We start from the raw sequence: 21,640 nt of genomic DNA, 5'->3' as shown, positions 1-21,640 counted from the left end.
GGTGGTGAGCGCTCCGCACCGCTGGTCCAGGGACCGACACCTCACCCCCGCCCCTCTCCTTACAGGAGAGGGGTTCCCCGCGCCTGACCTCTCCCCCATCGCGCCCATCACGCCAGCTTATCCCCGATCAGGAATTCCAGCGCGCGGTCGAGGCGGATCTGCGGCGGCGGCTGGGTGCGCCCGCCCGCGTCGGCCACGACCAGCGGCGGCCGGAAGCGCGGCGCCCGTATCTGCCAGCGCGGCGCATTGGCATCGAAGATCGCCTCCGGCCGCTCCGGCAATTCGCCGGGAAAGATCGCCGCTTCCGCGATGCCGTCGAAGAGCTCGTCGCCGACCGTCTCGCCGGCCTCCGGCACGCCGGCGATCGCCGGCAGGTCCTCGCGCCCTTCCTTGATCCTGACCTCGCGCGTCGCGCGCACGGCGGCGAACGCCATCGCCTCGACCCTGGCACCGGCCCCTTGCGCCCGGGACGCCGCCCGCGCCACCAGATGCGACATCACCGCCGCCAGCCGGTCGTGGCTGGTGTGGTGGATGTGGTCGGCCTTGGTCGCGGCGAAGAGCACGCGCTCGATCCGCGGCGCGAACAGGCTCGACAGGAAGGAGTTGCGCCCGACCTGGAAGGCGGCCAGCGCCTGCCCGAGCGCCGTTTCGAGATCGGCCAGCGCCGGCGGCCCCGCATCGAGTGCCGCCAGCGCATCGACCAGCACGATCTGCCGGTCGAGCCTGGCGAAATGGTCGCGGAAGAACGGCGTCACCACCAGCCGCTTATAGGCCTCGAAGCGCTCCGCCATCAGCCCGGCCAGGGTGCCGGAGACCGCCTCGGTATCCGGCCCAAGATCGAGAGGTGCAAAAGTCAGCGCCGGCGAGCCTTCGAGGTCGCCCGGCATCAGGAAGCGCCCGGGCGGCGTCACCGCCACGGCCTCCGGATCAGCCCGCAGCCGCGCCAGATAGGCCTTGAACAGGTCGCTCGCCGCCTCCGCCGCCAGTTCGTCGGCCGGCCCTGCCGGGTCGCGCTTGCCGAGATCGGCGAGCCAGGGCTCCGCCACCACGCGCCGATGCGGCTTGCGGGCATCGGCGATCGCCTGGCGCGACCAGGCCTTGTAGTCGAGCCCGATCAGCGCGAGGTCGAGCAGCCATTCGCCGGGATAGTCGACGATGTCGAGCGTCAGCGTCGCCGGCCCCTTGAACCAGCCTTCTGCCCGCTCATAGTCGATCTCGACGCGCAGTTCCGAAATCCGCCGCGTCGATTCCGGCCAGCGCCGCTCCGGCCCCGACAGCGCGGCGCGATGCCCCTCGTAGGGAAAGCGCGGCACTTCCGGATCGGGCTGCGGCACCAGCCTGACCCGGCTGATCCGCCCCTGCGCCGCGGCCTTGAGCACCGGCAGGCGCGCGCCCTCGATCAGGTTCTGGATCAGTGCGGTGGTGAAGACGGTCTTGCCCGAACGCGACAGGCCGGTGACGCCCAGACGCAAGCGCGGCCGGGCCAGCCCGAGCAGGCTGTCGCCAAAGGCGAGCGCGGCATTGCGCGCCTCGTCGAGATAGGAGCTTGCGCTCATGCGAACAGAATGGCCGAGGCGGCGCTCACTCGTCCGGCCCCTCGCCCAAAGATGCCGGCGTTACGAAACGATCCAGGCGGCCCCCGCGCACCGCAACGTCGCGCCAGTCCTCGACGGCAAAGTCGAGCACCGCGAGCCCACAGGTCGGATATTTCTGCGCCATCCGCGCCGACGCATAGCGGTCGCCATGGCCGGTCAGGCTCGCTGCCAGCTCCTCGAAGCCGGGATTATGGCCGATCATAAGCAAGGTGCGGACCTGCGGCTCGGTCTCCTGCACCACCTGCAGCAGCCGCTCCGGCTTGGCCTCGTAGATGCGCGGCTCAAGATGGCTTCCCGGCCGCTCCGGCAGCATCGGCCGGACCAATTCCCAGGTCTCGACCGTGCGTCTGGCAGGCGAGACCAGCGCGAGATCGGGCAGCAGCAATTCTTCGGCGAGATAGCGCCCCATCAGTGGGGCGGCCTCGCGTCCGCGCGCCGCCAGCGGCCGCTCCCGGTCGGCGACCCCGGAGGGCCAATTCGATTTGGCGTGGCGCAGGAGCAGGAGGCGTCGCATGGCTCGAACCTAAACACGTGCCCGCACTTTTACGAGGCCCTACGCGGATGGATCGCTCGATCGCAGCGCCGAGATCAGCAGCACCACGAGCCGCTCGGAATGGAGCTTCAACAGCGCCTCGCGCCCGGCGGTGCCGGCGAGGAAATCGAGCTGGCCGTCGAGCAGCAGCGTGGTGAAGCCATGCGTCACCGACCAGACGAGCAGGATCTCGGCAAGGTCGGGATCGCCGGCGAAGCTCGGCGGCAGCCGCGAGAACAGGTCGTCCTCGCCCTGGTCCTGCGGCAGCTCGGCCCGCGTCTCCCGCACCAGGATGCTGAAGGCCCGCGCCGACGCCTGCTTGAAATCAGGATCCTCCCCGTTCAGCCCCATCTGGCCGAAGACGACGCGAAACCGCCCCGGCCGCGCCAGCGCCGTCGCGAGATAGGCCTCGCCGATGGCGCGCAGGCGGCTGCCGCCCGCTTGCGTCGCAGCCTCCGCCGCCGCGTCCATTGCGCCCGAGAGCCCGTCGAAGCCGAGCGTCGCGATCGCGGTCAGCAAGCCGGTGAGGTTGCCGAAATGATGCGCCGGCGCGGCCGGCGAGACCCCGGCCCGGCGGGCGCATTCGCGCAAGGTGAAGCCGCCGACGCCCTTCTCGGCCAGCACCGCCTCGGCCGCATCGATCAGCGCCTGGCGCAGATCGCCATGATGATACCCCGCCCGCACTGCCTTTGCCCCAGCCCTCGTCATCAGCGGCCCATAATCTGAACGCTGTCAAAATAAATCTTGACGACGTCAAGATACCGATTTACCCGAGTACCGCAACTTAACAGCGTTTAAATGGAGGCGCTCCCCATGCCGACGCTCGATGCTGCCTTCGCCCTCGGCTCGCAGCTTGCAGTGCTGGGCTGGCTCAGCCTGATCCTGCTGCCGCGCTGGCGCGGCGTCTCCGAACTGCTCGCGGGCACAGCGATCCCGGCCACGCTCTCCCTAGGCTATTTCGTTCTCATCGCGGTCTACTGGCACGAGGCCAAGGGCGGCTTCTCCTCGCTCGACGCTGTCGCGACCCTGTTCGACTCGAAGCCGCTGCTGCTGGCCGGCTGGCTGCACTACCTCGCCTTCGACCTCTTCCTCGGCAACTGGATCCTGCGCCGCGCACAGGAGGAGGCGATCCCGCACTGGCAGAACGTGCCGGTACTACTCGCGACCTTCCTGTTCGGGCCGATCGGCTACCTTGCATTCCTCATCCTCAGGGCAAGCATCCGGACCAGCCGCAACGACCGCATCGCCCGCCTCCAGGCTCATCTGCCCGCCTGGCTCCGCGCGCTGGAGCTGGACCCGCGCCTGACGGCGGCCGGCCTTGCCATGCTTGCGCTGATGCTGCCGACCGCCCTCGCCTACGCCATCGACCAGCGCCTGTTCCAGGACACCAGCGTCTGGACGAAGCCGCTGAAATTCGAGGCCTCGCTCGTCCTCTACTTCCTGACGCTGGCGCTTGCCCTTCCGCTCACGAGCAAAGCCTTCCAGGCCTCCCGGCTCGGCCGTTACGCCTTCTGGGGCGTGGTCGTGCCCGGCTTCCTCGAAGTCGCCTATATCGGCTGGCGCGCCTCGCGCGCCGAGGCCTCGCACTACAACGTCGCAACCTGGCTCGACGCGACGCTCTACGGCGCCATGGGCATCGGCGCGGTGATGATCACGCTCGGCTCGGGCGTGCTCGCCTATGGCCTTGCCCGCCGCGACGCCACCCCGCTCGCCCCGGCGCTGCGCTGGTCACTGGTCATCGGCTTCGCGCTGACCTGCATCCTCGGCCTCGTCAGCGGCGCCGCTCTCTCTGGCAATGGCAGTCATTTCGTCGGCACTGTGCCGGCCGGACACGCGACGCTGCCGCTCTTCGGCTGGTCGCTTGCGATCGGCGATTTGCGCGTCGCGCATTTTCTCGGGCTGCACGCGTTGCAGATCATCCCGGCCTTCGGCCTGCTGGTCTGGCTCGTGACGCATCAGCCGCGGCTGGGAACTGCCGCGGTCGGGCTGTTCTCGGCTGCTTATGCTGCGGTGACGATGATGGCCTTGGTGGCGGCGCTGAATGCGCGGCCGCTCTTCGGGTTGAGTTAGGACCGTCTCCGATCGTCATTGCGAGCGTAGCGAAGCAATCCAGGGCCTCACGCACTCCCCTGGATTGCTTCGCTACGCTCGCAATGACGGGGAGAGGCTCTCCCGCGCCCTATCCGGCTCACCTACTCTCCCGCCGCACCATGAACGCGAGCTTTTCGAACAGGCTGACATCCTGCTCGTTCTTCAGCAGCGCGCCGTGCAGCGGCGGGATCAGCTTGCGCGGGTCGCGCTCGCGCAGCACCTCAGGCCCGATATCCTCGGCGACGAGCAGCTTCAGCCAGTCGAGCAGCTCCGAGGTCGAGGGCTTCTTCTTGATGCCGGGCACCTCGCGCACCTCGAAGAACAGGCGCAGAGCCTCCTCCATCAGCCGCTTCTTGATGCCGGGGAAATGCACCTCGACGATCGCCTGCATCGTCTCCGCGTCGGGGAAGCGGATGTAGTGGAAGAAGCAGCGGCGCAGGAAGGCGTCGGGCAGCTCCTTCTCGTTGTTGGAGGTGATGATCATCACCGGGCGCCGCACCGCACGGATGGTCTCGCCGGTCTCGTAGACATGGAACTCCATGCGGTCGAGCTCGAGCAGCAAGTCGTTCGGGAACTCGATATCGGCCTTGTCGATCTCGTCGATCAGCAGCACCGGGCGCTCCGGCGAGACGAAGGCCTCCCAGAGCTTGCCGCGCTTAATGTAGTGGGCGATGTCGGAGACGCGCGGATCGCCGAGCTGGCTGTCGCGCAGCCGGCTGACCGCGTCGTATTCATAGAGCCCCTGCTGCGCCTTGGTCGTCGACTTGATGTGCCAGGTGATCAGCGGCGCCTTCAGCGCGGCTGCGATCTCTTCCGCCAGCACGGTCTTGCCGGTGCCCGGTTCGCCCTTGACCAGGAGCGGCCGTTCCAGCCGGATCGCGGCGTTGACGGCGACGGTGAGGTCCTCGGTGGCGACGTAGTTTTCGGTACCGGCAAAACGCATGAAGGGCCTTTCGGACATCTGAGCGCAAAGGCTACGGGCCGGCATCGGTCGCCGCAAGGTTTCCGGGCGCAGATTTCTTCGGCTCCGGGCAAGCTATTGCTTGTACTGCAAGGCCTTGGACCACAAAGTTGAATCACTTCCGGAATCAGCGCGAGGATAGCTTTGGCCACCGCAGTCGACCCTTCGCTCTTCAAGGACGCCGCGGTCGTGCTGGCCACGGCGGGCGTCATCGTGCCCTTCGCCAAGAGCTTCAAGATCAACTCGGTCGTCGCCTTCATGGCCTGCGGCGCGCTGCTCGGCCCGTTCGGACTGGGCGGGCTGGTCTCGTCGATTCCCCTGCTGCGCACCATCACGGTCTCCAGCCCGGACGCGCTCGCCGGCCCGGCCGAGCTCGGCGTCGCCTTCCTGCTCTTCGTCATCGGGCTGGAGATGTCGTTCGAGCGCCTGATGACGATGCGCCGGCTCGTCTTCGGGCTCGGCCTCGGCCAGGTCGCGCTCTCCGCCGGCCTGATCGGCGCCGTCGCCTACATGCTCGGGCAGCCGGCAGCGGCGGCGCTGATCATCGGCTTCGGCCTCGCCCTGTCCTCCACCGCGATCGTGGTCGAATTGCTCTCGGCCAGGCGTCGCATGACCTCCTCGGCCGGCCGCGCCAGCTTCGCGGTGCTGCTCTGCCAGGACATCGCCGTCATCCCGCTGCTCTTCCTGATCAGCGTGCTCGGCGCCCAGAACGGCGGCTCGCTGCTGGCCGGCCTGGCGCAGGCGGGCGTGCAGGCCTTCGCCGCCATTGCTGGTATCGTCGTGATCGGCCGGCTCGCGCTGCGCCCGCTGTTCCGCCTGGTCGCCACGACCGACAGTTCCGAGAGCTTCATGGCGGCGACGCTGCTGACCGCGCTCGGCACCGGCCTGATCGCCGCGACGGCGGGGCTGTCGATGGGCTTAGGGGCCTTCATCGCCGGGCTGCTGCTGGCGGAGACGGAATATCGCCGCGCCATCGAGGTCACGGTCGAGCCGTTCAAGTCGCTGCTGATCGGCGTCTTCTTCCTGACGGTCGGCATGGGCATCGACCCGGCCCAGATCGCCGCCCAGCCCTTCGCCATCATCGGCATCGCCATCGGCCTCGTCGCCGCCAAGGCGGCGATCGTCTTCGGCCTGTCCCGCCTGTTCAAGCTCTCGGCCGCGACCGCGATCGAGACCGCGATCATGATCGGCCCGGGCGGCGAGTTCGCCTTCGTGATGCTCAATGCCGCAGCCGGCGCCAAGCTGATCGGCCAGGATGCGGTCAGCCTCGTCCTGGCCGCAGTCTCGCTGACCATGGTGACCTTGCCGCTCTGCGCGAAGATGGCGCGCAACCTCGCGGCCAAGCTGGCAAAGCCCGTCGCCCTCCCGGAAGAGGCAAAGATCCTGCCGCCGGACGACCACGCCAACCGCGCCATCGTCGTCGGTTGCGGTCGCGTCGGGCGCCTCGTCGGCGCCATGCTCGAAGAGCACAACAAGCCCTATATCGCAGTCGACTCGAATCCGACCCTCGTCGCCAGCCAGCGCCGCGCCGGCCGGCCCGCCTTCTTCGGCGACGCGACCAAGCCCGACTTCCTCAAGCTCTGCGGCATCGACGGCGCCAGCGCGCTGATCGTCACCATCGACACCGGCAAGGCCGTGGACGAGATCGTGCGGGCCGCGCGGGCGCTCGGGCCCGACCTGATCATCGTCGCCCGCGCCCGCGACGCGGGCCATGCCCGCCATCTCTACGAGCTCGGCGTCAACGACGCGGTGCCGGAAACCATCGAGGCCAGCCTGCAGCTTTCAGAAGCTGCGCTGGTCGGCCTGGGCGTGCCGATGGGCCTCGTCATCGCCTCGATCCATGAGCGGCGCGACGTCTTCCGGCGCGAGCTCAAGCCCGCAGCCGCTCCCGCGCCGGCCCTTCCTCGGCATGGACGGTCGCGAAGGTTGTGACGTTCTGGGCCTGGCGGGCCTGCTGCGCGATGCGGAAGATGTGGCCGTAGAACTGGTCGGCGCTGCTCTGCCAGCTATAGCCGGACGCGAGTTCGAGGCAGGTCTCGCGCGGAATCCGCAGGGCCGCGAGCGCCGCGCCGCGCAGGTCCTCGTCCAGCACCGCAGCCCCGCTCCCGGCGAAGACGTCGCTCGGCCCCTGCACCGGGAAGGCCGCGACCGGCAAGCCGCTCGCTGCCGCCTCCAGCAGCACGATGCCGAACGTGTCGGTCAGGCTCGGAAAGACGAAGACGTCCGAGGAGGCGTAGATCGAGGCCAGGTCCTCGCCCTCGCGCGTGCCCAGGAAGGTCACGTCCGGGAAGGCGCGCTGCAGGTCGGCCCGCGCCGGCCCGTCGCCGACCACGACCTTGCTTCCAGGAAGTCTCAGCGACAGGAACGCCTCGAGGTTCTTCTCGACCGCGACCCGCCCGACGCTGAGGAAGATCGGCCGCGGCAGGTCGAGCACGCTCACCGGGCGCGGGTGGAACAGCGCGAGGTCGACGCCGCGGCCCCAGCGCAGGATGCGCTCGAAGCCGTGCTGCTCGAGCTCGGCCTCGACCGTCGCCGTCGAGACCATCACGCCGGCGGCCGGGCCATGGAAGCGGCGCAGGAAGCGGTAGCTCCAGCTCTCGGGAATCGGCCAGCGCGCCGCGACATATTGCGGGAAGCGGGTGTGGTAGCTCGTCGTGAACGTGCGCTTCTGGGCGAGGCAGACGGCGCGCGTCAGCCAGCCGATCGGCCCCTCGGTCGCGATGTGGATATGGTCGGGCTTGAACTCGGCGATGCGCTTGGAGATCGCCCTACGCGTCGCCAGCGCCAGCCTGATATCCGGGTAGGACGGCAGGCCGATCTGCCAGAACCCTTCCGGCGTCAGCATCTGCGGGGTCACGCCATGGGCCGGCCCCGCCTCGTACATCCGCTCCAGAGACCGCACGACCCCGTTGATCTGGGGGCGCCAGGCGTCCGTCGCGATCAGGACGCGCATCAGGCGGCCTCGCTCACCAATGCCGGTTCGGAGCGCGGTGCCGGCAGCGCGACCGGCGCCGGCAGAGGCTCGCCCTTCAGCCGGTATTGCGGCCAGCGGATGATCTCGAAGCGCCCGTCATGGTGCTCGACCACGGCGGTGCAGCTTTCGACCCAGTCGCCGGTGTTGATATAGGTCAGGCCGTCGATCTGGCGATGCGCGGCATGGTGGATATGGCCGCAGACGACGCCATCGGCGCCGTGCCGGCGCGCCTCGGCCGCCAGGCAGGTCTCGAACTCGCCGATATAGTTGACCGCGTTCTTGACCTTGAGCTTGGCCCAGGCCGAGAGCGACCAATGCGGCAGGTGCAGCAGGCGGCGCACCTTGTTGACGACCGTGTTGGAGGCCAGCGCGACCGTGTAGGCCCAGTCGCCGAGCAGCGCGAGCCATTTGGCGTTGCGCACCACGAGGTCGAACAGGTCGCCATGGATGATCAGCAGGCGCTTGCCGTCGGCGGTCTCGTGGATGACGTCGTCGACCAGGGTGATGCCGCCGAACTGGGTGCCGGCGAAATCGCGCAGGAACTCGTCGTGGTTGCCGGTGATGTAGATCAGCTTCGAGCCCTTGCGCACCTTGCGCAGCAGCTTCTGGATCACGTCGTTATGCGCCTGCGGGAAGTACCAGCCGCTCTTCAGCCGCCAGCCGTCGATGATGTCGCCGACCAGGTAGATCTGCGGCGCGTCGTAGGAGCGCAGGAATTCGAGCACGAGATCCGCCTGCGCACCACGCGTGCCGAGATGCAGGTCGGAGATGAAGATGCTGCGAACCTGCTTGGCGTCGTCGTCGTCGCTCATGCCCGCTGGCCCATCCAGTTGCGATGCTTGCGGCGTGTGTCTGATTTGCATTGCGCTTTGATGACGTAGGCCCGAATCCATGGTTTGCCTCAGGCCGAACCGCAGGAACTTCAGGGAAAACGCCATGGATTTGGGAATTGCCGGCCGTACGGCCATTGTTTGCGCCTCCAGCAAGGGATTGGGCCGCGGCTGCGCCGAGGCGCTGGCCGAAGCCGGCTGCATTGTCGTGATCAACGGCCGCGACGCGGCTGCCCTTGAGGCGACGGCCAGCCAGATTCGTGCCAGCTACGGCGCCAAGGTCATCGCGGTGGTCGGCGACGTCTCGACCAAAGCCGGCCAGGACGCCCTGCTGGCAGCGGCGCCCGAGCCCGACATCCTGATCAACAACAATGGCGGCCCGCCGCCGAAGAACTTCCGCGACGTCTCGCGCGAGGCGCTGCTCGACGGCGTCATCCAGAACATGGCGACGCCGATCGAGCTGATCCAGCGCGTCATCGACAGCATGATCGCCCGCAATTTCGGCCGCATCATCAACATCACCTCGATGACCGTGCTGACGCCGCTGACCGGGCTCGACGTCTCCTCTGGCGCGCGCGCCGGCCTCACCGCCTTCCTCGCCGGCGTCTCCCGCGAGGTCGCCCATGCCAACGTCACCATCAACAACGTGCTGCCCGGCATGTTCGACACCGACCGGCTCAGGGGAACGACCGGCAAGATGGCGGCCCTGGAGGGCATCACGCCCGAGGTGATGGCGAAGAACCGCATCGCCGAGATCCCGTCCAAGCGCTTCGGCACCAGCGAGGAGTTCGGCAAGCTCTGCGCCTTCCTGGCGAGCTCGCATGCCGGCTACATCACGGGCCAGAACCTGCTGATCGACGGCGGCGTGTTCAAGGGCAGCTTCTGAGGCGTTTCCGAAACGCGAACAGAGCCAAAGCACGCGGGCGATGTCGAGGGCGCCCGCGGCTCCCGCTCCCCGCCTATCGGGGTTGCAGAGTTCACGCTTTGAGAACCCGAATCGGCGTGGTCTAAGGACATAGGTCTTCTACAAGACCCAACTCCCCAAACCTGCGCAGCACCTTGTCCCCTCTCCTCGGCATCGCCTTAAAGCTCGTTTCCGCCTTGATCTTCACGCTGATGTCGGCCGGCATCAAGGCGGTCGCGGCGCGGTATCCGACCGGCCAGATCGTCTTCTGCCGCTCCTTCTTCGCGCTGATCCCGCTGATCATCTGGCTGGCTTGGCGCTCGGAATTCCCTACCGCGCTCAGGACCAAGAACCTGCGCGGACATCTCAAGCGCGGCGTCTTCGGCTCGACCGGCATGTTCCTCGGCTTCGCCGCGCTCGGCTTCCTGCCTTTGCCGGATGCGGTCGCGCTCGGCTATGCCGGGCCGCTGATGGTCGTCGTGCTCGCGGTGGTCATCCTGAAGGAGCGCGTGCGCATCTACCGCTGGACGGCGGTGACGATCGGCTTCTTCGGCGTCCTGCTGATGCTCTCGCCTTATCTCGGCGGCGACACGCTGGCGCACGGCCTCGAAGGCGGCCCGGCGATCGGGGCGGCGCTGGCGCTGGCCGGCGCCTTCTGCTCCGCCTTCGCCTCGGTCGAGGTCCGGCAGCTGACCAGCACCGAGAAGACCGGCGCGATCGTGTTCTACTTCATGGTGCTGACCGCCTCGCTCGGCCTCTCGACCAGCGTGCTCGGCTGGAACCTGCCGAACTGGCAGGACGCAGCTCTGCTCTTCAGCATCGGCATCCTCGGCGGGCTCGGCCAGATCCTGATCGTGCAGGCCTATCGCTACGGCGACGCCTCGCTGATCGCGCCCTTCGAGTACTCGACCATGCTCTGGGCGGTGGCGATCGGCTGGTTCATGTTCGGCGACTGGCCGGCCAACGCCGTCTTCTTCGGCGCGGTCATCGTCATCATCTCCGGAATCTACGTCATCCTGCGCGAGCAGCAGCTCGGCCTGCTCAGGAAGGAAACGCGCGAGGTCGGGTCCTCCCGCGGCACCTGATCCTGCTGCTTGCTCCCAAGCCCCGGACGGGGCATTGTCCGCTTGGACAAACGATTATGTTCGCTTTCACAAACGGACCGAGCGACAGGCAGCATGGGCATCGAGACGAAGGAACGCGTCGGACGCGAGCTCGAATCGGGCGCCCAGGTCATCTCGGGCCAGCTCGGCAAGACGATCCAGCGCCTGCGCAAGGCCTATAACCTCTCGCTCTCCGAGCTCGCCGAGCAGTCCGGCGTCGCCAAGTCGATCATCAGCCAGATCGAGCGCAACGAGACCAATCCGACGCTGGCGACGATCTGGCGCCTGTCGCAGGCGCTCGACATCTCGATCGAGCGCGTGCTCTCGAGCGGCGAGGAAGAGGCCTTCATCGAGAAGACCAGCCGCGCCGACACGCCGATCCTGGTCTCGGAGGACGGCAAGCTCCGCCTCGCCATCATCGGCTGGATCAAGACCGTCGAATGGCTGCAATGGTACGAGGTCCAGGCCGAGCCGGGCGGCGAGCTTGATTCGGAAGGCCACCAGCGCGGCTCGATCGAATCGCTCTCGGTCAGCGCCGGCGAGTTCGAGGTCGAGGTCGGCGACGTCATCCAGCGCGCCAAGGCGGGCGAGACCCTGCGCTACCGCTGCGACCGCCGCCATATCGTGCGCTGCGTCGGCGATCAGCCGGGCTCGGCGCTGATGGTCTGCATCCTCAAGGCGGCGGTGATGGAATAGGCTCCGGGGCCTATCCGAACATCGCCATGATCGGTTGCATTGACAAACAGGGTTCAATCAACCATATAGAGCCTTCGATCTTAGGCCGAACGAATTGGCCCCCGCGCTATTGCGCTCCAGCTGACGAACTTCCTGCTCAAAATCGAAACCCGTGTGAGGCGTCGTCTCACGCGCAACAACGCTTTGCGAGAAGGATATTGTTTATGGCTACCGGCACTGTGAAATGGTTCAATTCCACCAAGGGTTTCGGCTTCATTCAGCCGGATGATGGCGGGCAGGACGCTTTCGTCCACATCAGCGCTGTCGAGCGCGCCGGCATGCGCGATCTCCGCGAAGGCCAGAAGATCACGTTCGAGCTCGTCCAGGACAAGCGCTCGGGCAAGATGTCTGCCGACAACCTTCGGGCTGAGTGATCGCATGACCGCGCGAGAGTGATCCTTCGGATCGGATGGCGACCACGGATGTACTGGCGCCTCCCTCCGAACCACACATAGCGCGGTCGGACCAAGGGTCGGGATAAAACCCGGCCCTTTTGTTTTTGAAAGGAGCTCCGCATGCAGATTCTGGTTCGTGACAACAACGTCGACCAAGCACTGCGCGTCCTGAAGAAGAAGATGCAGCGCGAAGGCGTCTTCCGGGAGATGAAGCGCCGTGCCGCCTATGAGAAGCCCTCCGAGAAGCGCGTCCGCGAGAAGGCCGAGGCCATCCGCCGCGCCCGCAAGCTCGCCCGCAAGCAGGCCCAGCGCGAAGGCCTGATCGCAGCGCCCAAGCCCAAGCCGCGGCCCGTCCGCGCTCCGCGCCCGGCCGCCGTGATCTGACACACGAGAAAGCCCCCTTGTTTCATTCGAATCCCCAGAACTTCACTGACCGCCAGTCCGACTCCGCCAACGCCAAGAAGGCGCTGCTGGAGCGCTTCAAGGCGAGGCCCGGCCTGAACGACCCGATCATGCAGCAGCGCCGCGCCGAGCGTCAGGTCATCGCCGAGGCCCGCGCCGCGCGTGAGGCCGAGAAGGCCGAGGCCCGCGCCGAGGCCGAACGCCTCGCCGTCATCGAGCGCGCTCGCCTCGAAGAGGAAGAGCGCCAGGCGGAACTCGACCGCGAAGTCGCCCGCAAGGCGGAGCAGGCCAGGCTCGACGCCGAGCGTCCGCGCCGGGTGCTGCTCGAAGCGGTGCAGTACGCCCAGATGCGTGCGGCTGGCAAAGGGCGTCGCTGAGACAATGACGCAGCCGGAGGCCCCCATCATGCCGACGAAACGATTGTCTACGGATGAGGCCAAACGCCGGGCTCAGGTGGTGTTCGACAAAGCCGAGGCACGACGTCAGGAAATGTCACGCATTCTCGAAGACCAGCAGGCCGAGCAGAAGGCCGTCGCGGAAAAGACCGCGCGGCTGCGCGCATTGCGGCTTGCGAAGGAAGCCGCAGACGCTGAAGCGGCTGCGGTCGCCGCTGCTGCAGCAGCCGAGGCCAAACAGGCCCGTACCCCCCGAAAGCGCGCGCCGGCTCGCTGAGCCGCGCACGTACGTCGCCGCCGCGAGGCGGGCGGCGCTCTAGATCGCCGGCGTCCTATCGGACGCAAAGTGGCGAACTAGGCACTTGTTATTGCATCTGACTTTTCCGGAAACCGGATTCCACTTTCCGGTCCGATGCTCTAGTTCCCCGCCGGCGCTTTCGGCGGCTGCGCCGGACTCGCTACCGCCGGCAGCGACTTCAGGAACTCGGCCATCGCAAGCCGGTCGGCATCCGGCAGCAGCGCGGTATTCCGCACCACAGCCGCCATCGCCCCGCCGACGCTGTCGAAGCTCGGCGTGAGGCCGGTCTTGAGCATTTCAGCGATCTCCGCCTTCGACCATTTGCCGATGCCATCCTCCTCATGCTGGGTGATGTTCGGCACCGTGCCCTTGCCCTCGGGGTCGGGCCCGCCGGCGAAGCGCGTCGTCTGGATGATCGCGCCGAGCTTGTTGCGGCTGGAATGGCACTCGGCGCAATGGCCGGGCCCCTGCACCAGATAGGCGCCGCGATTCCATTCCTCGCTCTTGCCCGGATCCGGTTTGAACGGCGAGCCGTCGAAATAGAGCAGCTTCCAGCCGCCGACGATGCGGCGGATGTTGAAGGGAAAGGCGAGCTGATGGTCCGGCGCCGTGCCTTCGACCGGCTGCAGCGTGCGGATATAGGCGAAGAGATCGGCCAGCGCCTTCGGCGGCATCAGCCGATAGGAGGTGTAGGGGAAGGCCGGATAATAATGCTGGCCGGTCGGCGAGGTACCGGTCGCCATCGCATCGACGAAGTCCTGCACGCCCCAATTGCCGATGCCGTCGCGCGTATGCGGCGAGATATTGGGCGCGTGGAAGGTGCCGAAGGGCGAGGCGAGCGCAAAGCCGCCGCCGAGCTTCAGGCGGTCATCCTGGCCGGGCGTGGCGTGGCAGGAGGTGCAGCCGCCGACGTTGAAGAGCAGCTTGCCGTTCTCGATGTCTGGCGCCGGCAAGGTGCCGATCACCGGCGCGGGCGAGACCACGCGCGGATCGGTCAGCACGACGAAGCCGGCCAAGCCCAGCACGATGAAGACCAGCAAGGTGATGAGAAGGCGGCGCATCCGTCGGTTCCCCAGCTTGCCGACCCTAACGCACCAGCGGCAGGAAGGCTCCCCCTATCAGCGACGCGTGCGGTAGGCTTCGTGGCAACTGGTGCAGTTCGCCGCCACCCGGTCGAAGGCGGCGCGGAAGGAGGCGACTTCCTTGGAATCGGCTGCGGCCTGGACTGCGTCCTTGTCGAACTTGGCGAGCGCCGCCGTGAATCCTGGCCGATCCTCCCAGATCCGCGCCGCCGCCCGCGTTTGCCCACCGCTGCGGCTATCCTCGGGAAAGAGCTGCGGCATCGCCTTGGCCGAACGGGAATAGGTCTCGAAAATGCTGCGGACCTTGGCGGCGTCGAAGGGCGCCCGCCCCTCGGCGATGGCGGCGCCGTCGCGCGTCGCTGACGACACCGCGCGCATGGCGTCGCGGCGGGCGGCAATCGGGTCGCTCTGGGAGAAGGCTGCGGAAACGGCGGCAACGGAGACGGCGACGGCAAGGCATAGGCGAAGCATGCAGGACTCCTCGGGGCAGCAGACAATCCCCCGCGAGTTCACATGATCGCAACGACGCCCGCGCGCCAAATCGCAATTGCGCGAGCAGATACGCATTGGAGGAAAGAGAAAGATCGCGAAGCGGGCCCGAAGAGGCCCGCTTCGGATTGAGAAACGCCGTCCTACAGCGGGTAGCCCGCCGCCTTCAGCATGCCGAACACCTTGTTCGGCGTCGCCGGCATGTCGATGGCGCTGATGCCGGCGGCGCGGTTGAGCGCATCGACCATCGCGTTCATCACCGCCGGGCAGGAGCCGATCGCGCCGGCCTCGCCCGCGCCCTTCACGCCGATCGCGTTGGTGACGCAGCGCACGTTGCGGGTCTCGAAATGGAAGTTCGGGATGTCGACGGCGCGCGGCAGCGCGTAGTCCATGAAGGTCGCGGTCAGCATCTGGCCGGACTCGTCGAAGCGGATCTCCTCCATCAGCGCCTGGCCGATGCCCTGGGCCGCCCCGCCATGGACCTGCCCGGCGAGCATCATCGGGTTGAGCGTCATGCCGAAATCATCGACCACGATGTAGTTGAGGATCTCGGTCGCGCCGGTCGAAGGATCGACTTCCAGCTCGCAGACATGCGTGCCGTTCGGGTAGGTCGCCTCCGGCGGCTGCCAGCTCTGATGCACCTTGAGCAGCTCCGGCGTCGCGCCAGGCAGCGCGGCGATGGCGGCGAGGTCGATGCCCCTGTCGGTGCCGACGACCTTGACCGCGCCGTTGACGATCTCGAGGTCGCCGATGCCGGCCTCGAGCTTCTCGGAGGCGAGCTGCTTCAGGTTGTCGGTCAGGATGCTCGAGGCCTTGTCGAGCGCGGCACCGCCGACCGGGATCGAGCGCGAGCCGCCGGTGCCGGCGCCGGTCGCGACCTTGTCGGTATCGCCCTGGATGACGCGGACGCGATCCAGCGGGATGTCGAGATGCTGGGCGACGAGCTGCGAATAGGCCGTCTCATGGCCCTGCCCGTTCGACTGCGTGCCAATCAGCACGGTCACCATGCCGTCCTTCTCGAGGATCACGGTCGAGCTCTCCGGGCCGCCGCCGCCGCAGGCCTCGATATAGCAGGCGAGCCCGATGCCGCGGATCTTGCCGGCCTTGGTCGAGGACTTGAGCCGGGCCTTGAAGCCCTTCCAGTCGGCGACGTCCATGGCGCGGCGCATATGGCCCTCGAACTCGCCGGAATCGTAGACCGGGCCGGTCTGCGTCTTGTGCGGCATGCTTTCGGGCTTGACGAAGTTGAGCGCGCGCACCGCGTCGGGCGTCTTGCCGGTCTCGCGCGCGATCGCGTCGACCAGCCGCTCGATCAGGTAGGCGGCCTCCGGCCGGCCGGCGCCGCGATAGGCATCGACTGGCGTCGTGTTGGTCAGCACGCCGCGGATGCGGACATGCACGGCCGGGATGTCGTAGCAGCCCGGCGTCATGGTCGTGCCGACCCAGGGGATGAACGGCCCGTATTGCGAGAGCCAGGCGCCCATCTCGGCGCGCAGATCGACCTTGAGGCCGATGAACTTGCCCTTCTTGTCCAGCGCCATCGTCGCGGTCGCGAGGTTGGCGCGGCCATGCGTGTCGGCCAAAAAGTGCTCGGTGCGGTCGGAGACCCAGCGCACCGGCCGCTTCAGCATCTCGGCCGCGACCATGGTCAGCGGGTATTCGCGGTACATGAACAGCTTGGTGCCGAAGCCGCCGCCGACATCCGGCGTGACCACGCGGATGCGCGAGTGCGCGACCTTGAAGATGTAGTCGGCCAGGATCTCGCGCATGTTGTGGCTGCCCTGGCTGCCCATCGTCAGGGTCCAGCGCTTATCCGCCTTGTCGTATTCGGCGATGCAGGCGCGCGTCTCCAGGTAGTTGGAGGCGAGGCGGTTGTTGACGATGGTGACGGAGACGGTGCGGTCGGCCTTGGCGAAGGCCTTCTCGGTCTTCTCGGCATCGCCCTGCCCGGCCTCGAAGGCGACGTTGCCGGCACGATCCGGCCAGACCAGCGGCGCGCCATCGGCCAGCGCTTCCGATATCCCGGTGATCGACGGCAGCGCGTCCCAGGCGATGTCGATCGCCTCGGCCGCATCGCGCGCCTGCTCCAGCGTCTCCGCCACGATGAAGGCGACCGCCTCGCCGACATGCCTGACGGTGTCGAGCGGCAGCACCGGCACCGGCATTGCCTTCACCGGCTCCCCCGACGAACTCGCGATCAGGCCCTTGCACGGCAGACCGCCGAGATGGGCGACATCCTCGCCGGTCAGGACCAGCTTCACGCCCTTCATCTTGCGGGCCACGTCCTTGTCACGGATCGTGAACGTCGCGTGGGCGTATTGCGAGCGCAGGACGAAGCCGTGCAGCGCGCCCTCGACGGCGGTGTCGTCGGTATAGCGGCCCATGCCCGTGGTCAGGCGCTGGTCCTCCACGCGGCGGATGGGCTGTCCGACACCGAATTTCATGGGGCGCATGGGCGATATCCTCGAATGGGTCGAAACAGAAACTGGAACACGACGCAGGCTTCGTCAGCCCCGCCGCGCAGCATGCTGCAATGCACTAAGCGCAGGGCTCGGCGCGCAATCGTGAAAACCTAGTACGCGACCGGCTCGCCGTGCATCACCCAGTCCTTGAAGCCGCCGATATAGTGGCTGTCGACGTCGAGCCCGGCCGACTGGGCGAATTCCATGGCGCGCAGCGAGCGCACGCCGGCGGCGCAGGAGAGCACCAGGCGCTTGCCCGGCTCGTAGGGCAGGTCGGCGGGGTTGAACTGCGACAGCGGCCGCGAGACCGAGCCGGGAATGTGCCCGGCCGCAAACTCATGCGGCTCGCGCACGTCGACCAGCAGGATGCTGTCATCCGCCAGGCCGGCCTTGATGTCGTCGATGTCGAGGTCGTTCACGATCATGGGCAAGCCTCACAGTTTCTCAGTCCAGCAAGCGCACCAGATAGAGAGTGAGCACCGGAAATGCCACCACGATGCCGAGCCTGATGATGTCGGAGAGCACGAAAGGCAGCACGCCGCGATAGATCCGCGTCACCGGGACGTCGCGCGCCAGCGAGGCGACGACGAAGACATTGAGGCCGATCGGCGGGCAGGTCATGCCGATGCCGACCACGATCAGCACGAGGATGCCGAACCAGATCGCGACGTCATCCGGCAGCATGCCGAAGTCGAGCGCGGTCACGATCGGGAAGAACACCGGCAGCGTCAGCAGGATCATGGCGAGCTCGTCCATGACGCCGCCGAGGATGATGTAAAAGAGCAGCAGCCCGATCAGCACGGTATAAGGCTGCCAGCCCGAGGCCGCGATCATCTCGGCCGCCGCGGTCGGCACCTGGGTCAGCGCCAGGAAGGCGTTGAAGATCTCCGCGCCGAGCAGGATCGCGAAGATCATCGCCGAGGTCTCGGCCGTCTGCAGGATCGCCTGCTTGATCTCGCTCAGGCCCAGCGTGCGCCTGACGACGCCGATCAGCAGCATGATGAAGGCGCCGACCGACGCGCCCTCGGTCGGCGTGAACACGCCGCCATAGATGCCGCCGACCACGATGAGCGCGACCAGCAGCGCCGGCACGATGCCGAAGAGCGGCTTCCAGCGGTCGCGCCAGGGCACGCGGTCATGCGCCGGCCCAAGCGTGCCGTCGAGCCGAGTCATGATCGCGATGGTGATGCAGTACATCGCCGCCGCCATCAGCCCGGGGATCAGCGCCGCCTTGAACAGCTTGGCGATGTTCTGCTCGGTCGAGATCGCATAGACGACCAGGATCACCGAGGGCGGGATCAGGATGCCGAGCGTGCCGCCGACCGCGGTGACGCCGCAGGCGAAGCCGGGATCGTAGCGGTACCTGCGCAGTTGCGGCAGCGCCGCTCGCGCGAAGGTGGCGGTGGTCGCGACCGAGGAACCGCAGATCGCGCCGAAGCCGGTGCAGGCGCCGATCATCGCCATGCCGAGCCCGCCGCGGCGATGGCCGACGAAGGCCGCCGCCGCCTTGAACAGGTCGCTCGCCAGCCCGGAGCGCTCGGCGAAGGCGCCCATCAGCACGAAGAGCGGGATGACCGAGAGCGTGTAGTTGGCGAATATCTGGTAGGGCGTGGTGCGGATGTAGTTGAGGAAGGGATCGAGCCCGTTGAGCTGAATATAGCCGAGCCCGCCGACCAGCATCATCGCCAGCCCGATCGGCAGCCTGAGCGCCATCAGCGCGAGCAGCGCCGCGAAGCCGAGAATGGCCAGGGCAAGGCCGCTCACGCGCGCGCTCCGATCAGACGTCGTGCCGAGACGAACGCCGCGGCCGCGACCAGCACGGCCAGCACCGCGCAGAGCGCGATCGGGACATAGCTGGGAAAGCCGAGTACCATCGTGTTCTCGCCGCTCGCCAGCGCCGCGCGCGCACCGACGGCGAGCCGCCAGGCGACCAGCGCCATCACCAGCCCGTAGACGATGTCCCAGACCGCATCGATCCAGTTGCGCCAGCGCAAGGGCAATCTCAGCGTGAAGGTGTCGACGAAGATGTTGCCGCGCTTGAGCTGGCAATAGGGCAGGAAGCAGAAGGCGGCGATCGCCGTCGCCATCTGCACCAGCTCGAAATCGCCGGGCACGCCGGCAGCGCCGACGAGGTCGCTGCGCAAGGTCACGCTGACCACGACCATGGTCGCGAGCGTGATCAGGAGCAGGCCGCCGATCAGGGCGACCGCCTCCACCGCCCTGTCGAAGCCCGACAGCAGCCGCTCTTGGTTCGGCTGGGTCATTCCTGGATCAGGCAGCCTTCTCGTGCTTGGCCAGCAATGCGCGGGCGCTCGCCAGCAGCTTCTCGCCGTCGAGCCCCTTGTCCTTGGCGGTCTTGACCCAGCCCTCGATCACCGGCTCGGTGGTCTTGCGCCAGCGCGCCGCCTCGGGCTCCTCCAGCACCGTGATGATGTTGCCGCGCTTGCGCACGAGGTCGGAGACGATCACCGCCTGCTCGTCCCAGACCTTGCCGGCCATGGCCGCGGCCGCGAGGCCGGAATTCTTGTCGATGACAGCTTTCAGGTCGGCCGGCAGCGAATCGTACTTGGCCCGGTTCATCGCCAGGATGAAGGTCGCGACATAGAAGGTCGGCGAGCCCGGGATCTCGGTATGGTACTTCACCAGCTCCTGCACCTTGATCGACGGCACGACCTCCCAGGGCACGACGCAGCCGTCGATGACGCGCTGCGCCAGCGACTCGGGCACTTGCGGGATCGGCATGCCGATGGCGTTGGCGCCGAGCGCGCGCAGGGCCTCGCCGGCCAGACGGGTCGGGAAGCGCAACTTCAGACCCTTGAGGTCCTCCATCGTCTTGACCTGCTTGTTGGCGTGGATCAGCCCGTGATCATGCGCCCAGAAGCAGATCGGCTTGACCTCCTTGAACTCGTCCTTGAGGTGCTCCTCGGCATAGTCCGTCAGCGCCAACGAGTTCACCAGCGCGCGCTTGTTCGGCACAAAGGGCAGCTCGAAGGCCTCGATGCCGGTGAAGCGGCCGGGCGTGTTGCCCGGCAGCGTCCAGACCAGGTCGGCGACGCCGTCGCGCGCCTGGTCGAAGAGCTGCGGCGGCGTGCCGCCGAGCTGCATGGACGGGAAGATGTCGATCTTGATGCGCCCGCCCGATTCCGCCGCGACCTTATCGGCCCAGGGCTTCAGGAACTTGGCATGCCCGTTCGAGACCGGCGGCAGGAAGTGGTGCATCTTCAGCGTCACCTCCTGCGCGTTGGCGCGGGTGGCGGGCAGCACGGCCGGGGCAGCGACTGCGGAGCCGGCGAGCGTCAGGAATCTGCGGCGATCGAAAGTCATGTTCCCCTCCCCAGGAGACCGGGTCGTCGAAAGCCCGGCTTAGTACATGTTCCGCAAAAGTGGGACGCACTTTTGCGATAAGAACATGCTCAAAATATCGATCTGGCGCGAGTTCTTTCCATTCGGCTGGAACCAGCCGAATGGAAAGAACTCGCGCCAGGCACAACACGACAGGCCATTCCCGCCGGGAATGGCCTGCTGCTTCGTCCGTATGACATGAGCGCCAAAGCGCGACTGACGCAAGAGCAGTCCGCGCGAAATGCGGCGTGCATTAACACGCGAGGCGGTTCGAGACTTCGCCGGGGTGAGACGACTGGCGTGGTCGTCGAGAACCGGAGCGGAGCGTACGCTTGTACCTGAGCACCGGAAGCGCAGACGGCCGCGTCAGGCGGCCGCCCCGGTAGAAGTATCGAAGTGCCTCGTCAGGCCTTGGCGGTGGCGGCCTGCGCCGGAATGCGCAGCACCCAGCCCGGCTGGATCAGGTCGGGGTTCTTCACCGGCGGCGTGTTGGCCTTGACGATCTCGGTGTATTTCGCGCCCTGGCCCTTGCCGTAGTGCTCCTCGGCGATCTTCCAGAGCGTGTCGCCCTTCTTCACCGTGTAGAACACGGCGGCAGCGGCTTCCTTGGTGACGGCCAGCTCGGATTCGACCTGCGCCACGCCGGCGGTGTTGCCCAGCGCGAGGATGATCTTCTCGGCTTCCTCGGTGCTCACCGCCTTGCCGGAGACCTTCACCTTGTCGCCGTCGATGCTGATCTGGACGTCGGAGGGCAGGCCGTGACCCGCCAGCTCCTTCTGCAGATCCTCGGACGTCGCCGCCTTGGCAGAGCCGCCGAAGATCTTGGCGCCGGCTTCCTTGATGAAACTGAACAGACCCATTGTTCTTCCTCCTGATTGTAGAGACGGCATGAAGCCCGCTTGGGGCGACAAGTTCAAGACGCTTCGGCCTGCAAGACAGGATCGGGATGTAACTCGGGGTGTAACTTCCGGTATCATTCGCGGCGATCCTGCACAGCAGCTTCGGCGCCAAGCCCTCTTTTCCGCCGTGGCCGAGGCTGGCACAAGCGCA

Annotated in this window: 23 protein-coding genes; 9 read left to right on the top strand and 14 right to left on the bottom strand. The window is 67.3% G+C overall.

Annotated elements, in window-relative coordinates; all coding sequences use genetic code 11:
• Positions 1-107: 107 nt before the first annotated feature.
• The 3 genes from DWF00_RS09445 to DWF00_RS09435 are packed head-to-tail and all read right to left on the bottom strand — an operon-like array spanning position 108 to position 2,835.
• On the bottom strand, positions 108-1,556 hold the full coding sequence (locus DWF00_RS09445; protein ID WP_114827345.1) for a YcjX family GTP-binding protein: 1,449 nt from the start codon (positions 1,554-1,556) through the stop codon (positions 108-110).
• A 25-nt stretch (positions 1,557-1,581) separates the two neighbouring features.
• Complete coding sequence (locus DWF00_RS09440) at positions 1,582-2,109, bottom strand: SixA phosphatase family protein (RefSeq protein ID WP_114827344.1); 528 nt, start codon at positions 2,107-2,109, stop codon at positions 1,582-1,584.
• A 39-nt stretch (positions 2,110-2,148) separates the two neighbouring features.
• Positions 2,149-2,835 (bottom strand): TetR/AcrR family transcriptional regulator, encoded by a 687-nt coding sequence (locus tag DWF00_RS09435; RefSeq protein WP_114827343.1) that lies wholly within the window; start codon positions 2,833-2,835, stop codon positions 2,149-2,151.
• 105 nt (positions 2,836-2,940) lie between these two features.
• Here DWF00_RS09435 and DWF00_RS09430 point away from each other — a divergent pair, with 105 nt between their 5' ends.
• The gene (locus tag DWF00_RS09430; RefSeq protein ID WP_181832469.1) at positions 2,941-4,197 is read left to right on the top strand and encodes an ABA4-like family protein; all 1,257 of its coding nucleotides are present in this window, start codon (positions 2,941-2,943) and stop codon (positions 4,195-4,197) included.
• Positions 4,198-4,315: 118 nt separating this feature from the next.
• Here DWF00_RS09430 and DWF00_RS09425 read toward each other — a convergent pair whose 3' ends face one another.
• A complete protein-coding gene (locus DWF00_RS09425) occupies positions 4,316-5,161 on the bottom strand; it encodes an AAA family ATPase (RefSeq protein WP_114827978.1) in 846 nt (281 codons plus the stop codon).
• Between the two features lie 162 nt (positions 5,162-5,323).
• Here DWF00_RS09425 and DWF00_RS09420 point away from each other — a divergent pair, with 162 nt between their 5' ends.
• On the top strand, positions 5,324-7,111 hold the full coding sequence (locus tag DWF00_RS09420) for a cation:proton antiporter domain-containing protein (protein ID WP_114827341.1): 1,788 nt from the start codon (positions 5,324-5,326) through the stop codon (positions 7,109-7,111).
• Here the strand turns inward: DWF00_RS09420 and DWF00_RS09415 are convergent.
• Together DWF00_RS09415 and DWF00_RS09410 are read right to left on the bottom strand one after the other, a co-directional pair.
• Positions 7,050-8,132 carry a glycosyltransferase family 4 protein gene (locus DWF00_RS09415; protein WP_114827340.1) on the bottom strand — a complete coding sequence of 361 codons (1,083 nt, stop codon included), beginning with the start codon at positions 8,130-8,132 and terminating at the stop codon, positions 7,050-7,052. The genes DWF00_RS09420 and DWF00_RS09415 overlap by 62 nt on opposite strands.
• Positions 8,132-8,965 (bottom strand): UDP-2,3-diacylglucosamine diphosphatase, encoded by an 834-nt coding sequence (locus tag DWF00_RS09410; RefSeq protein WP_114827339.1) that lies wholly within the window; start codon positions 8,963-8,965, stop codon positions 8,132-8,134. Before DWF00_RS09410 ends, DWF00_RS09415 begins: the two co-directional genes overlap by 1 nt.
• Before the next feature lie 124 nt (positions 8,966-9,089).
• Here DWF00_RS09410 and DWF00_RS09405 point away from each other — a divergent pair, with 124 nt between their 5' ends.
• From DWF00_RS09405 to DWF00_RS29035, 7 genes are all read left to right on the top strand, one after another.
• Entirely contained in the window at positions 9,090-9,869 is a 780-nt protein-coding gene (locus tag DWF00_RS09405) for an SDR family oxidoreductase (RefSeq protein ID WP_114827338.1), read from the top strand.
• Positions 9,870-10,042: 173 nt separating this feature from the next.
• Entirely contained in the window at positions 10,043-10,972 is a 930-nt protein-coding gene (locus DWF00_RS09400) for a DMT family transporter (RefSeq protein ID WP_114827337.1), read from the top strand.
• A 93-nt stretch (positions 10,973-11,065) separates the two neighbouring features.
• Positions 11,066-11,686 (top strand): helix-turn-helix domain-containing protein, encoded by a 621-nt coding sequence (locus DWF00_RS09395; RefSeq protein WP_114827336.1) that lies wholly within the window; start codon positions 11,066-11,068, stop codon positions 11,684-11,686.
• A 203-nt stretch (positions 11,687-11,889) separates the two neighbouring features.
• Entirely contained in the window at positions 11,890-12,099 is a 210-nt protein-coding gene (locus DWF00_RS09390) for a cold-shock protein (protein WP_114827335.1), read from the top strand.
• Between the two features lie 141 nt (positions 12,100-12,240).
• Complete coding sequence (gene rpsU / locus DWF00_RS09385) at positions 12,241-12,504, top strand: 30S ribosomal protein S21 (RefSeq protein ID WP_114827334.1); 264 nt, start codon at positions 12,241-12,243, stop codon at positions 12,502-12,504.
• 17 nt (positions 12,505-12,521) lie between these two features.
• Positions 12,522-12,899 carry a DUF6481 family protein gene (locus DWF00_RS09380; RefSeq protein WP_114827333.1) on the top strand — a complete coding sequence of 126 codons (378 nt, stop codon included), beginning with the start codon at positions 12,522-12,524 and terminating at the stop codon, positions 12,897-12,899.
• A gap of 28 nt (positions 12,900-12,927) precedes the next feature.
• Positions 12,928-13,194, top strand: coding sequence for a hypothetical protein (locus DWF00_RS29035; protein ID WP_147283621.1), 267 nt, complete (start codon positions 12,928-12,930; stop codon positions 13,192-13,194).
• Positions 13,195-13,334: 140 nt separating this feature from the next.
• On the opposite strand, the gene DWF00_RS09370 is transcribed toward DWF00_RS29035, so the two are convergent.
• The 8 genes from DWF00_RS09370 to lysM form a co-directional block, all read right to left on the bottom strand.
• Positions 13,335-14,276 carry a c-type cytochrome gene (locus DWF00_RS09370; protein ID WP_114827331.1) on the bottom strand — a complete coding sequence of 314 codons (942 nt, stop codon included), beginning with the start codon at positions 14,274-14,276 and terminating at the stop codon, positions 13,335-13,337.
• A 57-nt stretch (positions 14,277-14,333) separates the two neighbouring features.
• Positions 14,334-14,768 carry a c-type cytochrome gene (locus DWF00_RS09365; protein WP_181832468.1) on the bottom strand — a complete coding sequence of 145 codons (435 nt, stop codon included), beginning with the start codon at positions 14,766-14,768 and terminating at the stop codon, positions 14,334-14,336.
• Between the two features lie 161 nt (positions 14,769-14,929).
• Complete coding sequence (locus DWF00_RS09360; protein ID WP_114827329.1) at positions 14,930-17,239, bottom strand: xanthine dehydrogenase family protein molybdopterin-binding subunit; 2,310 nt, start codon at positions 17,237-17,239, stop codon at positions 14,930-14,932.
• 119 nt (positions 17,240-17,358) lie between these two features.
• Complete coding sequence (locus DWF00_RS09355; protein ID WP_114827328.1) at positions 17,359-17,673, bottom strand: rhodanese-like domain-containing protein; 315 nt, start codon at positions 17,671-17,673, stop codon at positions 17,359-17,361.
• Positions 17,674-17,692: 19 nt separating this feature from the next.
• Complete coding sequence (locus DWF00_RS09350) at positions 17,693-19,012, bottom strand: TRAP transporter large permease (RefSeq protein WP_114827327.1); 1,320 nt, start codon at positions 19,010-19,012, stop codon at positions 17,693-17,695.
• Positions 19,009-19,512 (bottom strand): TRAP transporter small permease, encoded by a 504-nt coding sequence (locus tag DWF00_RS09345; protein ID WP_114827326.1) that lies wholly within the window; start codon positions 19,510-19,512, stop codon positions 19,009-19,011. The genes DWF00_RS09350 and DWF00_RS09345 overlap by 4 nt, the downstream gene beginning before the upstream one ends.
• A 7-nt stretch (positions 19,513-19,519) precedes the next feature.
• Positions 19,520-20,572, bottom strand: a complete 1,053-nt coding sequence (locus DWF00_RS09340; RefSeq protein WP_114827325.1) for a TRAP transporter substrate-binding protein — start codon at positions 20,570-20,572, stop codon at positions 19,520-19,522.
• 422 nt (positions 20,573-20,994) lie between these two features.
• Entirely contained in the window at positions 20,995-21,450 is a 456-nt protein-coding gene (lysM, locus tag DWF00_RS09335; protein WP_114827324.1) for a peptidoglycan-binding protein LysM, read from the bottom strand.
• Positions 21,451-21,640 lie beyond the last annotated feature (190 nt).

Origin of the sequence: Allobosea caraganae (assembly GCF_003351345.1) — a bacterium.
GTDB lineage: Bacteria > Pseudomonadota > Alphaproteobacteria > Rhizobiales > Beijerinckiaceae > Allobosea > Allobosea caraganae.
Note: the sequence above shows the minus strand (reverse complement) of the source record. Positions and strands in the feature narration are given on the sequence as shown.

Bases quoted from the DNA above. Each gene is read 5' to 3' on its own strand.
- DWF00_RS09345 (WP_114827326.1), bottom strand. From the start codon at position 19,512: ATGACCCAGCCGAACCAAGAGCGGCTGCTGTCGGGCTTCGACAGGGCG.
- DWF00_RS09440 (WP_114827344.1), bottom strand. From the start codon at position 2,109: ATGCGACGCCTCCTGCTCCTGCGCCACGCCAAATCGAATTGGCCCTCC.
- DWF00_RS09425 (WP_114827978.1), bottom strand. From the start codon at position 5,161: ATGCGTTTTGCCGGTACCGAAAACTACGTCGCCACCGAGGACCTCACC.
- DWF00_RS09430 (WP_181832469.1), top strand. From the start codon at position 2,941: ATGCCGACGCTCGATGCTGCCTTCGCCCTCGGCTCGCAGCTTGCAGTG.
- DWF00_RS09445 (WP_114827345.1), bottom strand. From the start codon at position 1,556: ATGAGCGCAAGCTCCTATCTCGACGAGGCGCGCAATGCCGCGCTCGCC.
- DWF00_RS09355 (WP_114827328.1), bottom strand. From the start codon at position 17,673: ATGATCGTGAACGACCTCGACATCGACGACATCAAGGCCGGCCTGGCG.
- DWF00_RS09390 (WP_114827335.1), top strand. From the start codon at position 11,890: ATGGCTACCGGCACTGTGAAATGGTTCAATTCCACCAAGGGTTTCGGC.
- DWF00_RS09405 (WP_114827338.1), top strand. From the start codon at position 9,090: ATGGATTTGGGAATTGCCGGCCGTACGGCCATTGTTTGCGCCTCCAGC.
- DWF00_RS09395 (WP_114827336.1), top strand. From the start codon at position 11,066: ATGGGCATCGAGACGAAGGAACGCGTCGGACGCGAGCTCGAATCGGGC.
- DWF00_RS29035 (WP_147283621.1), top strand. From the start codon at position 12,928: ATGCCGACGAAACGATTGTCTACGGATGAGGCCAAACGCCGGGCTCAG.
- DWF00_RS09415 (WP_114827340.1), bottom strand. From the start codon at position 8,132: ATGCGCGTCCTGATCGCGACGGACGCCTGGCGCCCCCAGATCAACGGG.
- rpsU (WP_114827334.1), top strand. From the start codon at position 12,241: ATGCAGATTCTGGTTCGTGACAACAACGTCGACCAAGCACTGCGCGTC.
- DWF00_RS09370 (WP_114827331.1), bottom strand. From the start codon at position 14,276: ATGCGCCGCCTTCTCATCACCTTGCTGGTCTTCATCGTGCTGGGCTTG.
- DWF00_RS09360 (WP_114827329.1), bottom strand. From the start codon at position 17,239: ATGCGCCCCATGAAATTCGGTGTCGGACAGCCCATCCGCCGCGTGGAG.
- DWF00_RS09365 (WP_181832468.1), bottom strand. From the start codon at position 14,768: ATGCTTCGCCTATGCCTTGCCGTCGCCGTCTCCGTTGCCGCCGTTTCC.
- lysM (WP_114827324.1), bottom strand. From the start codon at position 21,450: ATGGGTCTGTTCAGTTTCATCAAGGAAGCCGGCGCCAAGATCTTCGGC.
- DWF00_RS09410 (WP_114827339.1), bottom strand. From the start codon at position 8,965: ATGAGCGACGACGACGACGCCAAGCAGGTTCGCAGCATCTTCATCTCC.
- DWF00_RS09435 (WP_114827343.1), bottom strand. From the start codon at position 2,835: ATGACGAGGGCTGGGGCAAAGGCAGTGCGGGCGGGGTATCATCATGGC.
- DWF00_RS09340 (WP_114827325.1), bottom strand. From the start codon at position 20,572: ATGACTTTCGATCGCCGCAGATTCCTGACGCTCGCCGGCTCCGCAGTC.